Origin of the sequence: Wolbachia endosymbiont (group A) of Anomoia purmunda, assembly GCF_947251545.1 — a bacterium.
In the GTDB taxonomy this organism is placed as follows: Bacteria; Pseudomonadota; Alphaproteobacteria; order Rickettsiales; family Anaplasmataceae; genus Wolbachia.
The window spans coordinates 1,231,529-1,246,006 of sequence record NZ_OX366362.1 but is presented as its reverse complement, the minus strand read 5'-3'; the positions used below and the strand labels follow the sequence as shown (position 1 = coordinate 1,246,006).

The 14,478-nt window shown below is 36.4% G+C and carries 15 protein-coding genes and 3 pseudogenes; all 18 read left to right on the top strand.

What is annotated here, in order from left to right; all coding sequences use genetic code 11:
- Window positions 1–19: 19 nt before the first annotated feature.
- The 18 genes and pseudogenes from OPR57_RS06405 to OPR57_RS06310 all read left to right on the top strand — a co-directional run bounded on the left by OPR57_RS06405 (window position 20) and on the right by OPR57_RS06310 (window position 14,464).
- The gene (locus tag OPR57_RS06405; RefSeq protein ID WP_265036336.1) at window positions 20–391 is read left to right on the top strand and encodes a head decoration protein; all 372 of its coding nucleotides are present in this window, start codon (window positions 20–22) and stop codon (window positions 389–391) included.
- A gap of 24 nt (window positions 392–415) precedes the next feature.
- Entirely contained in the window at window positions 416–1,420 is a 1,005-nt protein-coding gene (locus OPR57_RS06400; RefSeq protein WP_265036335.1) for a major capsid protein, read from the top strand.
- 83 nt (window positions 1,421–1,503) lie between these two features.
- Window positions 1,504–1,824 carry a head-tail joining protein gene (locus OPR57_RS06395; protein WP_265036334.1) on the top strand — a complete coding sequence of 107 codons (321 nt, stop codon included), beginning with the start codon at window positions 1,504–1,506 and terminating at the stop codon, window positions 1,822–1,824.
- On the top strand, window positions 1,817–2,314 hold the full coding sequence (locus OPR57_RS06390) for a phage tail protein (protein ID WP_265036333.1): 498 nt from the start codon (window positions 1,817–1,819) through the stop codon (window positions 2,312–2,314). Before OPR57_RS06395 ends, OPR57_RS06390 begins: the two co-directional genes overlap by 8 nt.
- Window positions 2,295–2,768: a hypothetical protein gene (locus tag OPR57_RS06385; protein ID WP_065094331.1), complete on the top strand. Its 474-nt coding sequence runs from the start codon at window positions 2,295–2,297 to the stop codon at window positions 2,766–2,768. Before OPR57_RS06390 ends, OPR57_RS06385 begins: the two co-directional genes overlap by 20 nt.
- Complete coding sequence (locus tag OPR57_RS06380; protein WP_265036332.1) at window positions 2,755–3,210, top strand: phage baseplate assembly protein V; 456 nt, start codon at window positions 2,755–2,757, stop codon at window positions 3,208–3,210. Before OPR57_RS06385 ends, OPR57_RS06380 begins: the two co-directional genes overlap by 14 nt.
- Window positions 3,211–3,218: 8 nt before the next feature.
- Window positions 3,219–3,473: a PAAR domain-containing protein gene (locus OPR57_RS06375; RefSeq protein ID WP_265036331.1), complete on the top strand. Its 255-nt coding sequence runs from the start codon at window positions 3,219–3,221 to the stop codon at window positions 3,471–3,473.
- Between the two features lie 5 nt (window positions 3,474–3,478).
- Complete coding sequence (locus tag OPR57_RS06370; RefSeq protein ID WP_065094334.1) at window positions 3,479–3,814, top strand: GPW/gp25 family protein; 336 nt, start codon at window positions 3,479–3,481, stop codon at window positions 3,812–3,814.
- Between the two features lie 9 nt (window positions 3,815–3,823).
- Window positions 3,824–4,639, top strand: a complete 816-nt coding sequence (locus OPR57_RS06365; RefSeq protein ID WP_265036330.1) for a baseplate assembly protein — start codon at window positions 3,824–3,826, stop codon at window positions 4,637–4,639.
- A 1,307-nt stretch (window positions 4,640–5,946) separates the two neighbouring features.
- Entirely contained in the window at window positions 5,947–6,633 is a 687-nt protein-coding gene (locus OPR57_RS06355) for a hypothetical protein (RefSeq protein ID WP_265036329.1), read from the top strand.
- A 6-nt stretch (window positions 6,634–6,639) separates the two neighbouring features.
- Window positions 6,640–7,281, top strand: a pseudogene (locus tag OPR57_RS06350) (DUF4815 domain-containing protein); the annotation flags it as partial.
- A 253-nt stretch (window positions 7,282–7,534) separates the two neighbouring features.
- Entirely contained in the window at window positions 7,535–8,554 is a 1,020-nt protein-coding gene (locus OPR57_RS06345; RefSeq protein WP_265037507.1) for an IS110 family RNA-guided transposase, read from the top strand.
- 8 nt (window positions 8,555–8,562) lie between these two features.
- Window positions 8,563–9,849, top strand: a pseudogene (locus OPR57_RS06340) (DUF4815 domain-containing protein); the annotation flags it as partial.
- 20 nt (window positions 9,850–9,869) lie between these two features.
- Window positions 9,870–11,075 (top strand): hypothetical protein, encoded by a 1,206-nt coding sequence (locus OPR57_RS06335; RefSeq protein WP_265036271.1) that lies wholly within the window; start codon window positions 9,870–9,872, stop codon window positions 11,073–11,075.
- A complete protein-coding gene (locus OPR57_RS06330) occupies window positions 11,075–11,260 on the top strand; it encodes a hypothetical protein (protein ID WP_265036270.1) in 186 nt (61 codons plus the stop codon). The genes OPR57_RS06335 and OPR57_RS06330 overlap by 1 nt, the downstream gene beginning before the upstream one ends.
- Window positions 11,257–12,685, top strand: a pseudogene (locus tag OPR57_RS07880) (hypothetical protein). The gene OPR57_RS06330 and the pseudogene OPR57_RS07880 overlap by 4 nt, the downstream one beginning before the upstream one ends.
- Before the next feature lie 22 nt (window positions 12,686–12,707).
- Window positions 12,708–13,265, top strand: a complete 558-nt coding sequence (locus OPR57_RS06315; RefSeq protein WP_265037578.1) for a hypothetical protein — start codon at window positions 12,708–12,710, stop codon at window positions 13,263–13,265.
- An 11-nt stretch (window positions 13,266–13,276) separates the two neighbouring features.
- Window positions 13,277–14,464: a phage tail sheath subtilisin-like domain-containing protein gene (locus OPR57_RS06310; protein ID WP_265036328.1), complete on the top strand. Its 1,188-nt coding sequence runs from the start codon at window positions 13,277–13,279 to the stop codon at window positions 14,462–14,464.
- Window positions 14,465–14,478: the final 14 nt, after the last annotated feature.

Here is a 14,478-nt window from a genome sequence, read left to right as displayed (position 1 = left end):
ACAAAAGGAGAAAAGCAAAATGAGTACTATAACCGAACAAAATAATCTAGGTGATTTATTAAAGTATGAGGCATCAAGCCTGTATTCAAGAGACTCAATAGCAGTAGCTAAAGGTCAAAATCTTAAACTTGGTACAGTTGTTGGTCGTGATAAAGACAACATGATTAAGGTAATAAATCCAACTGCCACAGATGGCACACAAACAGCGATAGGTGTAATAACAAGCGATGTAAATAGCAAAGATGGAGATACTAAAGCAATAATAATTACTCGTATTGCTCTTCTTGCCGATCATGCAGTTGTATGGCCAGCAAATATCACTGAAGAGCAGAAAGCTGCAGCAATAAAGCAACTTGAAGCACGAGGGATCATTGTCCGCAAGGGAGTTTAACTAAAATTAATAAGGGGGGAAAAAATGCAAAATCCATTTACAAATACAGCATTTAGCATGACGGCACTAACTAATGCGATAAATATATTGCCGATAAATTATGGACGAATTGAAAATTTAAATTTGTTTCCAAGTAGATCAGTAAGATTTAGACATATTACCATAGAAGAACACAACGGAGTATTAAGTTTATTACCAACACAAATACCAGGAGCACCAGCAACAGTAGGAAAAAGAGGAAAAAGAAAAGTAAGAACATTTACGATTCCACATATTCCGCATGATGATGTAGTACTGCCAGAAGAAGTGCAAGGAATAAGGGCATTTGGATCAGAAAGTGAACTTAAAGCGCTGGCAGATGTAATAACGGATCATTTGCAGCTAATGAGAAACAAACATGCAATAACGTTGGAGCATTTGCGTATGGGAGCGCTGAAAGGAATAATTTTAGATGCTGACGGGTCAGAGTTGTTAAATCTGTACAACGAATTTGAAATCACACCAAAAGTAGTAAATTTTGCCCTAGGAACAGCAACAACAGATGTCAAGCGTAAGTGTATGGAAGTATTGCGGCATATAGAAGATAATCTAAGTGGTGAATATATGACAGGAATTCATGCTTTGGTAAGCCCTGAGTTTTTTGATGCACTCACTTCACATACTAAAGTGAAAGAAGCATATGAAAGATGGCAAGAAGGAGCAGCGCTAAGAAATGATATGAGGTCAGGATTTACGTTCTGTGGAATCACATTTGAGGAATATAGAGGACAAGCAACTGATCCTGAAGGAACCGTGAGAAGATTTATTGAGAAAGATACAGGGCATTGTTTTCCACTAGGAACAGCGAGCACATTTACAACATATTTTGCACCAGCAGATTTTAATGAGACAGTAAATACTCTTGGACAGCCACTATATGCAAAACAAGAGCCAAGAAGATTTGATAGAGGGACTGATTTGCATACGCAGTCAAACCCTCTGCCAATGTGCCACCGTCCAGCAATACTAGTCAAGATCGTTGCAACATAGGTAGAGCAAATATAAAGCGGTGTGAGGCAGAAGAATGCTTTACCTCTTCTTAGCATATAAATGTTAGTATATAGCGGAGAAATGTGCAAGAGAATATTAAGAGATTATTTAAAGATTGTTTTGCCCATTTAGGAGAAGTGGCTTTATATAAATCAAAGGATAAGTCATATATGGTACAGGTATTAAAGCAAGAGACAGATAAATTATACGAGATTGGTGAAGGACAATTTGTGGAAGAGATGCTTTTTCTTGAGGTAAATGTTTTTGATGTACTGAGGCCAATTGTAGGAGATATTTTTGTTATTGATGGTCGTAAATATAAAGTATATTCTCCACCACTGCGAGATAATTCAGGAATAGTATGGAATATAAAATGTACAGTACTTGGAGAGAAGGATGTTTAACATTGAGGTTAATGAAAATATTGAGAGAATTATTCACAACATTGATGCTAACAAAGCCAAAATAGAATTGGCAGCGGTAAGAGCGCTAAACAAAACGGCATTATGGTTAAAATCTCAGGCTGTCCGAGAAATCAGTGAAGAAAAGCAAATTAGGCTAAAAGTAATTAGAAAAAGACTAAGAATTATCAAGGCAAGGAAAAGCACTTTGAAGGTTTTAATTAGAGCATATCTGTATGATGTGAGAATGAGAAATATAAAACAAGCAAAAATAAGAACAGCATTTAATGATGCATTTATGGCAACGATGCCAAGAGGCTATCGTGGTATTTTTAAACGTGTAGGAAGAACAGCACTACCGATACAGGAGGTTAAACTACCACTTGAACCTGAGGCTTCAAGGATAATAGAAAATCTTGTTAATTATGAAGTTGAAAGGATATTTGAAAAATATTTTACACATGAGTTATTTTATGACGGCATTTTGGACTAATTTACATGAGGCAATCTGTAATACGCTAAAGGCAGAGATACCAGCAATTCAAACTTGTGAGGTTTATCCAGCAATAAGGAAAGAGTTAGCAGCTCCAGCGGTATTTATAGAATTGTCAAGTCTAGAGCAAGGAAAAGATCCAGGAACAGAGGAGCTAGCGCTGAGAGCAAAATTTGAGGCACGAATAGTAATCGATAGCACAATAGAAAATGCCCCTATTATTGTCAGATCATTAGCTGCTGAGGTTGCCAGAGTAGTAAATAAAAATACTTGGAACGTGAAAAATGTTTCACCAGGAGAATTTATATCAGGAGGAGGAGATGATTTTAGGCCAGAGCTCGATGCATATTTAGTGTGGATGGTAGACTGGGCGCACGAATTGCATGTAGGGCGATCGATTTGGGAAGTGAGTAAAATAAAACCTCATTTAATCGATGTGAATGTTGGAAAGTAATTTTGCAATTTCAGAATTGCGGAGGAAATTGGCCAACATTGTCCGTATAGGCATTGTCGAAAAAATAGATTATGAAAAAGCTAAAGTAAAAGTTAAAATAGGTGAACTTGTAACAGATTTTCTTCCATGGATAACAAATAGAGCTGAAAATTGGTTACCACCAAATATTGATGAACAGGTAATAGTATTATCACCATTGGGAGAATTGTCTTTGGGGGTGGTGTTACCGGCAATATATCAGGAAAAATACCCTCCTCCAGAGAATAAAAAGGAAGTAAATAGTGTAAAATTTCAAGATGGGACAAGATTTACATATGATAAAGAGAAACATCATTTAGAGATTGAAGTAGTAGACAAGATAACACTGAATGTTGGGGAATCAAGTGTAGAGATAACAAAGAGCGAAATAAAACTAAAAGCAAAAAGAGTAAATCTAAATTAGGGAAAGGAATGAATAAATCAGTTATACGCCTAGGAGATCACTGTGAAGGAGGGTTGCTGCATTTTTGTATAAGTGGAAGCAGAGATGTATTTATAAACGGAAGACCTGTCTGTAGGCGAGGAGATAATTTTAGTGAAGGAAAAGTAATGACACAAGGGTCGAAAGCAGTGTTTGTAAATGGCAAAGCCATTGCTCGTACTGGTGACCTAATTTCCTGTGGAGCAATAGCAGAAGAAGGGAGTGATAACGTTTTTGCAGGGTAAATAATATGCGTGGTATGAGTTCTGAAACTGGTAAAACAATAAGTGGTATAGAGCATTTAAAACAATCAATAGTTGATATTTTAACTACGCCAGTTGGCACTCGTGTTATGCGCCGAGATTACGGATCAAGGTTATTTGAGCTGATTGATCATCCAATTGTACCTGGTTTTGCACAAGAACTTTATGCAGCAGTTGCAGAAGCATTAGAAAAGTGGGAGCGTCGATTTAAGCTTAAACGTGTACAAATAACAGAAATAAAAGAAGGTAAAGTAACTCTCATTTTAGAAGGAATCTATCTGCCAAATGGAAAGCTGATCCGCCTTGATGGTATTATAGTATAAGGTAGTAGGATGAAAACACCAAATATTGTCGAAACATTGAAATTTGAGGAAATCCTTTCGCGAATGAAAGAAGAGTTAATGCGTCGAGATGCAAGTTTTTCTGCGCTAACTGAGAGTGATCCAGCAATAAAAATCCTGGAAGTGGCAGCTTGGCGTGAACTACTTCTTAGGCAAAGGATTAATGATGCAGCACAGGCAAATTTACTTGCTTTTGCAAGAGGTAATGACCTTGATCACTTGGCTGAATTTTATGGTGTGCTGAGAAAGGAGTCAGAGAATGATGAATCCTTAAGAAAGCGGGTAAAAGCCAAAATTGTTGGTTGGTCAACAGCAGGAAGCAAAGAACATTATTGCTATCATGCATTATCTGCTGACACAAGAGTAAAAGATGCGCAAGTGGTATCACCTATACCAGGAAGTGTACAGATTTCAATACTTTCCACAGAAAATGGTGGAGTACCTTCAGAAGAATTGCTAGAGATCGTCAGAAATCACGTTATTCGCGATGATATTCGTGTATTAACAGATACGCTTACAGTTATTGGCTGTGGTATTATTCCCATTACTATTCATGCTAAAGTGCATATTTATTCTACTGCATCAAAAGATGTTATCGAAGCTGCAAAAGAACAATTTGTCAAAGATCTTGAATCTGCTAAAGGGTTAGGATGGAATATTACCAGATCATGGATTATTGCTCATCTTTTTACAGAAGGTATACAGAATATAGAGCTTACAGAGCACATAGAAGATATCATTGTGCAAAATAATGAATGTGTTACTTTACGCGATTTACAAATTGAGTTAATAGGTAAAGACTGGTGATACTTCCTCCAAATGCATTAAAGCAAGAGCAAATACTTGCTGATATAATTAATTATTCTCTCGATGTAAATTCTCTACGGGGATTTAAGTTTAATTCTAAGACAGAAATGTTACCATGGTTGATAGCAGAGTATGGTTTGGGAGAAATTTTATCATGGCTACCAGAGCATAAAAAATCTACCAAGATAAAGTTTGAGCGTTTAAACGATAAATCGCTCAAAAGTGCGTTAGAAAAATTGGTATATTATAGTTTAGAGCAAGATCCTAAGAAAATTATTCAAAACGGAATAAAATTTCAACATCTGCGTGGTACACCACAGTCACTGAAGATGGCACTTAGGTGGGCAAACATTGATAATATTACCATTCAAGAAGAATCGCCAGGGAAGCATTTTGCTGAATTTCAAATTGGCATCTCTGATGTTCCTAATGATTTTTTTGTCGATAGTGTAATTGCTTTGGCAAAACTTTCTGCACCGGTAAGATCTCGATTAATGCGAATATTCAATGACTATTACAATGCTCAGCGATTTATATTAGATGAAAGTATTTTTGGAGATCTTCTTTCAGACTACTCAGGTGTAAAAATAGCACAAGAAGGACCAGTGTTATCGTTTGGAAGAAAAAATTCATTTGAACTGAAAATAGGAAATCCAAGATTTAAATTTGGCACTTTTAGATCACATTATGATAGAAGCTACAGTAATGATTTATATAGGTTAGATGTTGCAATATTAGGAGAAACAGAGCCTCATACGAAGAATTACAACGGTATATATGAAAGAAGTCATCAGTGGTATAACTTAAAAGCACTATATCCTCTACCACAGAGTTTATTGCCAGAAATTAAGTTTGCTAAAGCATTGGTAGTATTGTCAGATAGTTGGAATTTAGGGGATATTAATGCTTGTTTTGCACCAACTGTTTACGAAGAAATAGAGCGTACATTTTACTTAAGTGAAGATAAGCTCTCTGAGCAGATTTGGAACTTTCAACGCACACCAATTTTAGAGCGATTTAGTGTAACTTATCACTATGAAACAAAGAATTTTACTGATCAAAAAATAATAGAGTTTAATCTAGCGGAATATCATATTGATTGTCAAAATGACTCAGATTCAAAGCAGAAGGATTCTATTCATGAGCTAGAGAATTACGTAGCAGCATTCTATCCAGGTATGGTTACTTGGCATGAACATCGCCACTTAAATCGCCCTTGGAAAGATTTTGAGCCCATTATTGCAAAAAAAATTGGACGTTTTTTCTACGGATCTTGTATATATATAATATCAACTGCACAATCAACTATGTCAATACTTACACAATCAGGTAGAGCAGCTATTGCTGCAAGTATTAGAGAACAACCTATATACCTTGCTTGGGGATCTGGAGATCCTACCTGGGAAAGCAGCTACAAAGTTGAAAAAACTTTTGTAGCAGGTAGCAAAGTAAACTTAGATCACCACACTATTAAAGATGTGAAAGTTTATACAGGACAAACAACTTATCAGTCAAGCATAGATTATACAGTTGATAGCAGCGAAGGCACCATTCAGCATATAAAAAATGGTGCAATTATAGCAGATAGTGTAATTACTATAGAGTATATTCAAGGAACACCATCGGAACTTATTACTTCTACACAATTGCTAAAAGAAGTTGGACGTCGTGTTGTCGATGAGATACTCTTCTGCAGCGGTGATGAGAATGGAGAACTTGTGACTCCATCTGGAAGGTTTAAACCATCTAATGTACCAACCAATAATCTGTATCTTAAATTTACTTTCGATTTCACGGACGCAGCAAATCAAGTTATACGGGAATTAGGGGTTATGGTTGGTACTAAAGTAAAAGAAGGATTACCTACAGGACAGAGATATTTTGAGCCAAAAGACGTGGAAAATCCTAGAATTTTGTTAGTACTTGAGCACACAGTACCACTAATCAGAACAGCAGCCACTCGTGAAACTTTTTCCTTTGTTGTAACATTTTAGAAAAAAATGACACTTAAAAATTATTATAACCGCTTTAATCCAGCAAAAAGATATGAACGTAGTTTATTTCTTGCAGGAAGAGGTTTGCAGTCAGCAGAACTCAATGAAATTCAAGATTATGCTCTTTTGAAGCTCAAAGGCATTGGTGATGCAATATTCCGTGATGGTGATGTTATAACGGGAAGCAATTGTATCATAGATGGAGGAAAAGTTACACTTGAAGAGGGGAAGATATATCTGCGTGGTGCAGTAAGAGATGTAGAAAAGGCAGAGTTAACAATTCCTATCAGTACTACAGTTCGCATTGGTGTTTGGTATGTTGAATCTACAATTACCGAACTAGAGGATGAAAATCTTCGTGATCCTGCTGTTGGCACAAGGAATTACCAAGAAGTGGGAGCAGCAAGAACTAAGATTACTATTACCTGGGATTATCAGGCAGAAGGAGTAACTGCAAGTTTCAAGAATGGAGAATTTTACCCTATTTACAATGTGGAAAACGGCGTATTAATTCAGCATGCTTCACCACCACAAGCAAATGCAGTGAATACTGCCCTTGCTCGTTATGAACGTGAAGCAAATGGTTCATATGTAGTAAATGGCCTTGAAGTAATGTTTTTGCAAAAGGACGAAAAAGGGGAAGATGGTATGAATAAGTATTGCTTGGTTGGAAGCAAGAGAAGATAATAACTTCTCAGAGTGGATAGGTGGCAGGTTGGATGTTTTTCTGAAGCACTTTCTGCCCAGGGAGTAGAAAGAAGACTTCGTGGGGGAGATTAACTGCCCCTGCCACCGAAAATCATCGTGAGGCTCACAAAATGTGATGACCTCGTATAGGAGTTTGGAACAACCGGCAATATTCTACTCTGATATATTGAAATATGCAATTGGAGGAAAAAATATGCGTCACATTGGAGTTGATTTACATACCAATAGTTTTACTGCTTGTTACTTACAAGAAGGGAAACCTGAGCATATTCAAACGTTTCGCTTAAAAGACTTGGATAATTTCACCAAAGATCTTCAAGAAACATATGAAGTAGCCATAGAAGCAACAGGTAACAGCTGTTTCTTTTATGATGCAGTTTCACCTTACGTTAAACGCATAGTAATAATTGCTCCTGGACAGTTTGAAGTTGTTCGTCGCTCTGTGAACAAAACAGATAAGCATGATGCGCGAGCTATTGCTTTCTTTCTAAGCAAAGATATGTTGCCTGAGGCAAGGTGCAAAAACAAACAATGCCAGCAGTTAGCTTCTCTTCTTCAAACGAGAGATCAGTTAGTAAAGTCACGGGTATCTTTAATCAATAAAGTTCATGGTCTTTTTAATTATCATGGAATAAAAATTAAAAAAGAAGTACTTACAACTAAAGTAGGATTTGAACGTGCTACTCAAAAGCATAATTGGGAGCCTTTAGAAAAAGTTGAAATTGAAGTGATTAGCTATCATTTAGAAGCTATCCGAGAAAGCCTTAAAAAACTTGAAAAGGAAATTATAGCTTTTGCTAAACAACTTCCTGGGTTCAGCAATCTTATCAGCATAAAGGGAATTGGTCCAATTTCTGCAGCTGTCTTTATTGCAACAATTGGAGACATTAATGATTTCCGTAGACCTGAGAAACTTACTGCATATTTTGGAGTTGTACCAAGAGTTTCTCAATCTAATCAGCAATGTACAATTGGAAGAATTACCAAACGAGGGTCAAAAATAGCGCGTACTTCTTTAGTTCAATGTACTTGGATTGCTGTACGTTACAGTCCTTACTTGAAAAGTTTTTATGAACATATAAAAAAGAAGCGTGGTTCTGCTAAAGCTATAACTGCTACTGCTAGGAAATTTCTTATAACTATTTTCTATACTCTTAAAAATGACTGGGTTTTTAAAGATTTCACAAAATTTGAAATTTCTACTGGACAATAATCATAGGAGAAATATTTGTGATTAATGAGGGCAAAGCTCATGTTGATGGCTATGAGATTGAACTTCCTCACAGTATTCGTGTTTCTTTTGATGAAGATCCTAATATAAAATCAGTTGAATCAGAACCACATACTTTTCAGCCAAATAGCCAAAGGGTAATGGAACTGAAGGTTAATGATTTTCCAATCAGTGAAATCAAAAAAGTAGATATAACTATTCAAAAAACAATTACAATTACTCACGGTTCATATTCTGGAGTTATTGATCCGATACCTGACTCTGCAGTACTTGAGATTATTCAAGTTAAACAAGGCAATGTTATTTATGAAAACAGCATAGATTATAAACTAAACGCAGGAAACGTTGATTGGTCACTACCAGGTAAAGAGCCAGCTCCTGGAAGTAGTTACCTGATAACCTATCGCTGTCGTACTCATGTAAGTCCTGAAGATATAAGTGAAGAGGGATGCAAAGTAAAAGGAGCAGTTGATAACAGCTTGGTTTTGATTGATTACACCTGGAAAATGCCACGTTATGATTTAATCACTATAGATGCAAAAGGCGCAATAAGAAGGATAAAAGGCATAGCTCACCCTTGGCGACCATCGATGCCTAAAGCCCCCTCTGGACAACTTTTGCTCTGCTACATTCATCAGACGTGGAAAAAAGGCGAAAAAGAAGGGGTAAAAATAGTGAATAATGCTATTCATGCTGTACCGATGAATGAGCTTGAAGCAATGAAAAAAGGAATAAATGATCTTTATGCGCTAGTTGCAGAGGAACGTTTACGCAGTGATGCAAATTCAAGAGAACCTACCACCAAAAAAGGAGTATTTGTTGACCCATTCTTTGATGATGATATGCGTGATCAAGGAATTTCACAGTCTGCAGCAATAGTAAATAGAGAGCTAGTTCTGCCAATAGATGTAGAAGTTGCAGATATTGAAAAAGGTGGGGAAAGATATCTTTTGCCGTATGAACTTGAGCCGGTATTGGAACAGCTTTTACAGACTAAAAGTGAAAAAATTAATCCGTATCAAGCTTTTGATCCAGTACCAGCACAAATTACTTTAAATAAAAATATTGATCACTGGACGGAGGTAAAAACAAATTGGAAAAGTCCAGTAACCAGAGTATTTAATGTTAAAGAAACAACAGAGCTGCTGTCAAGTACCTCATACGAAACTGAATTTATGCGAGAAGCAACTCAAAATTTTGAGATTGAAGGTTTTGCAGCTGGTGAAAAGCTTAAGGAATTAAAGTTTGATGGAATTTTTATTCAACCTCAAGCATAGAAAATATTTGAAAGAAAAACATGATCGCAACATTTATTGCTGATAACAGAGGAAAAATAAAAGGAAGATTTACTGTACCAAGAAACATTCCTGCTGGGACTAAGTTAGTGCAGTTCTTCGGTGATAAAGGCAGTTATGGAGAAGCAACTTATACTGGTAAAAAAACAATTACCATAGAGGAAAGAAGAAGAGTTATCGCAGCAAGAAGAGTTGATCCTTTAGCCCAAACATTTACGCTAAATGAGAGCAGACACATAGGAGGCGTGGAGCTATGGTTTATAAATAAAGGCAAAAAACGTGTTGTTGTGCAGATTAGAGAAACAGCAGTGGGAATGCCCTCGCAGACTGTCATTGCTGAAAGCTATATTGAGCCAAAAGGTATAAAGATAGATGGCACAGCAACACGTATTACTTGGTCTCCTGTCTGGTGTGAAGCTAGCAGAGAATATGCGATAGTTTTACTTACCGATGATGCAGATACTGCAGTAAAAATTGCAGAGCTGGGAAAATATGATTCGGTAAATAGCAGGTGGGTAACAAGCCAGCCTTATCAAGTAGGAGTATTACTGTCATCTAGCAATGCAAGTACTTGGACTCCACATCAAAATTTAGATTTAACGTTTCGATTACTAGCTGCAAAATTTACCGAAAGTTCTCACGTTATTGATCTGGGAAAGGTTACAGCAAACAATACTTCAGATTTAATAGTTTTAACAAATGTTGAAAAGGTAGCATTTGATACCAATGTAGAGTTTATCTTAACAGATGAAGAGGGAAAAGAAAATTTTCTTTCTGATAACTTGCCGCTTGCACTGCGTGAAAGAATAAATGGGGAACTAACGATAAAAGTAAGCCTAAAAGGAGGGCAAGAAAAAAGTCCAGTGCTATATCCTGGGTTACAGTTAGTTATGGGTAATCTTTCAGAGTCCGGAGATTATGTTACAAGAAGCATTACAGCAGGAGCTAACACCAAAATTACTATAACATATGATGCGCTGATACCTGGCACTGCAGACATTAAAACTTATGTAGAGAAAAACGTGGGAGGAGGAGAAAAATGGCAATTAGTAAATTTAATATCAGGAAAACCAATTGGAGAAAGCTGGGTGGAGAGAACTCATGTACTATCAAATTTTAGTGCTAATGAGACGAGGGTAAAATTGGTTTTAAGTGGAACGGTTGTTTATCGTCCTAAAGTCAAAAATCTTAGAGTAATAGTAACATAATGAATATTGACCAAACCAAACGAGGATATCCTTTGCCTCATCCAAAAAATATTGCGGTGGAAGATGTAGTACGTATTCGAAGAGCTATAGAAAAAATAGATGAAGATATCACCGAAAGAGAAGATGAACTAAAAAATAATTTTAAACGATTTAGATTTGAAACTTTTTTGAATTTTTGGGAATGAAAGAAGCAATAGAAGCGTTACACCAAAGGATAAAGGATTTAGCAGCAAATAGCACACCTGATCAGCTTGCATATCTTGCAAAATCACTGGAATTGATAGCAGATAAAAAAGCTATTTCCAATATTGTGCAAATGGCTAAAATAAAAGAAATAATTGATGCACTACAAACAAGACTTAAGGATTTAGCAGCAAATAGTACACCAGATCAGCTTGCATATCTTGCTAAAGCATTGGAATCAATAGTCGACAAAAGTGCAGTTTCTGAAATTGTACAGATGACAGATGGTAAGCTAAAAGAACTTCTTGATAGTACAAAAAAACACTTAACTGATCTGGATACTAAAAAAGCTAGTTCTTTAGCAGTGATCTCTGAATCAGAGAAGCAGTTATTAAAGAGAATTGATGAAAAAGGAACAACAAATTTATCACTACTTGATACGAGAAAGAATGCCAATATTGCAGCAATAAATAGCATTAGTAACAGTCATAAAGATGGTCTTAAAGGTTTAGTAGAAGATTTTCGTGCTGTTAATAATGTACCATCTGGCTCATCAATCATTAGGGAAATAGAAACTCGAATTAAAAACATCCCTGATAAATGAGATAAAAACTCGGGATGAACAGTTAAAAGCGTCTCTTATAAATGAAATAAGAAAGCGCAATATGGTTGAACCAGGGTCATTACCTTTCTTATTTGGTGTACTTGGCAGAAAAAATAATTACTTTGGCCACGGAACTTTTATGACAGAGCTTGGAAAGTGGAGTAGTGATATAACAAAAACAGACTATATGTTGCAACTACTAGCAGGTAGCCATACATACGATACAGATTACGTTAGTTTTTATCGGCCAAGACAACTCAGTTTTATAGAGGGAAATAAAGGAACATTTATTTATGGAGAGTTATGCACAAAAAGTTTTTCTGGTAGTTACGATGAGATATACTATTACCCATATGCTGCACTTGGAGTAGTGTTTGTAAAAAATACAACAAATGTGAACATAAATAAAACAATAGAATTTGTTGGATCATCATACTCGAGTACGGAGTATGGGGGTGTAGGATTATTTGTGGGAACGCCAGACAATACCGATAAATCAAGAATTTCGAAAATAGTATGGAAAAATGTTTACCAATACACGAGTTCTGATAGCAAGTTAGCCGGATCTGGTAATGTGGAGATTCCAGCAGGAAAAACAGTTGCAATATTACTTTACACATCATCTTACCTGTATTCCAGAACAAAAGTTAGTCAAGGTATGCTTGCGTCAAATTATGTACACAACTATGGTCAATTTATTCAGTGGGGAATTTATAACATACGTAGCAATTTTCTAACTACAGGACTTGAAGTAGATGTGGAAAGGACTCTCAGGGCTTGGCAATGCCCAGGATTAGATGCCACCCACAAAATCTGGAATTGATACTAGAAAACGGAGAAAACCAATGCCAATTTATATTAGATTTGAACATAACAAACAAGTAGAAACAACGACGCTTAAAAGCAAACCAGCTGGAAATGATTGGTATGAAGCGCCAGAAAATTTTGAATGGCAAAAGAGTTATTGTCTAACGGAAGGAGGAGAAATTGCTCAGCGTACTAAAGAAGATATACAAAAGGAGTCACTGGATAATGCGAAGCTCTGTGCATTTGACAATATTCGTACTCATTTTAATAACTTTACTAGTAGATTCTCAGGGCACTCTTATCAAAAGGCTAAGTCGTACGAGATTCAAGCAAAAACCGCGGAGAACATTTTAACAACACAAGAATCTATAGATGAGAAGGATGCAGCAATTATAGAGCCTTTAGCAAGAGTGAGAGGAATTTCAGTAGTAGAGATGGCAAAAATAATTCAAGAGAAGGCAAAAAAAGCAGTAAAAGAAATAATGAAATGTGAAGAATTGGAAGACATCGCCAAGAAGAAAATTAAAGAAGTCAAAAGTGAAGAAGAGCTACAGACTTTGCTCGATGATTTCAGGAAAAAAATGCAAGAAAGTTAAAAAGGGAAGAAATGCCAGAAGAATTTTTACACGGAGTAAAGGTTATTGAGGTAACTTCAGGAGCAAGATTAGTACGTACAGCTAAATCATCAGTGATAGGTGTAATTGGTACTGCCCCTGAAGCTGATGAGCAAAAATTTCCACTGAATAAACCAGTACTGATAGCAGGAAGCTTAAAGGAAGCAGCAAAGCTTGGAAAGAGTGGAAGTTTACCTTCTGCAGTAAATGGAATATTTTCCCAAATTGGGGCAACAGTAGTAGTTATTAGAGTTAAAGAAAGTGAAAACAGCGATTCAAAGCTCAAAGAAAGTGAAACTATTCAAAATATAATTGGCGGTGTTGATAAAGAAACCGGAGAATATCAGGGAATCGAGGCATTTCTCAGCAGTGAAAGTATAGTTCATGTGCTACCTAGAATACTAATTGCACCTCAGTTTACTCATCAATTGCCTGAATCTGAAAATCCTAAAAACCCAGTAGTAGCAGCTTTGATAGGAGTAGCAGAAAAGCTAAGGGCAATAATAGTTGCAGATGGACCAAATACCAATGATGAAGAAGCCATAAAATGGAGAAAAAGTGTAGGTAGCTCAAGAGTTTACGTTGTTGACCCATGGGTTAAGGTGTTTATTGAAGGAAAAGAAGAAATTTTGCCGTCTAGCCCATTTGTAGCTGGTTTAATAGCGAAACTAGATAGCGAACAAGGATTTTGGCATTCACCTTCAAATAAAGAAATAAACGGTATTGTTGGCACAAGCAGGCCTATTGATTTTACGCTCGGTAATACAAATTGTAGAGCAAACCACTTAAACGAAAATGAAGTAACAACGATAATTCATCAAAATGGCTATAGGCTTTGGGGAAATAGAACATGTTCAAATGACTCAAAATGGGCTTTTCTGTCAGTGAGAAGGACTGCAGATTTAATCAACGATAGTCTACTTCGAGCTCATTTATGGGCAGTTGATCGCAATATTACCAAAACTTATATAGATGATGTGATTGAGGGGGTAAATTCTTATCTTGCAAATTTAAAAGCGCAAGGGGCGATTATTAGCGGAAAATGTTATGCAACTCCAGAGCTCAATACACCAACAAATATTGCAAGCGGAAAAGTGTCTTTTGATTTTGAGTTCACGCCACCATATCCAGCTGAACAGATTACTTTCAGGTCACACCTTGTGAGTGGCGCAATATTGTAAAAGGAGAAAGAGAG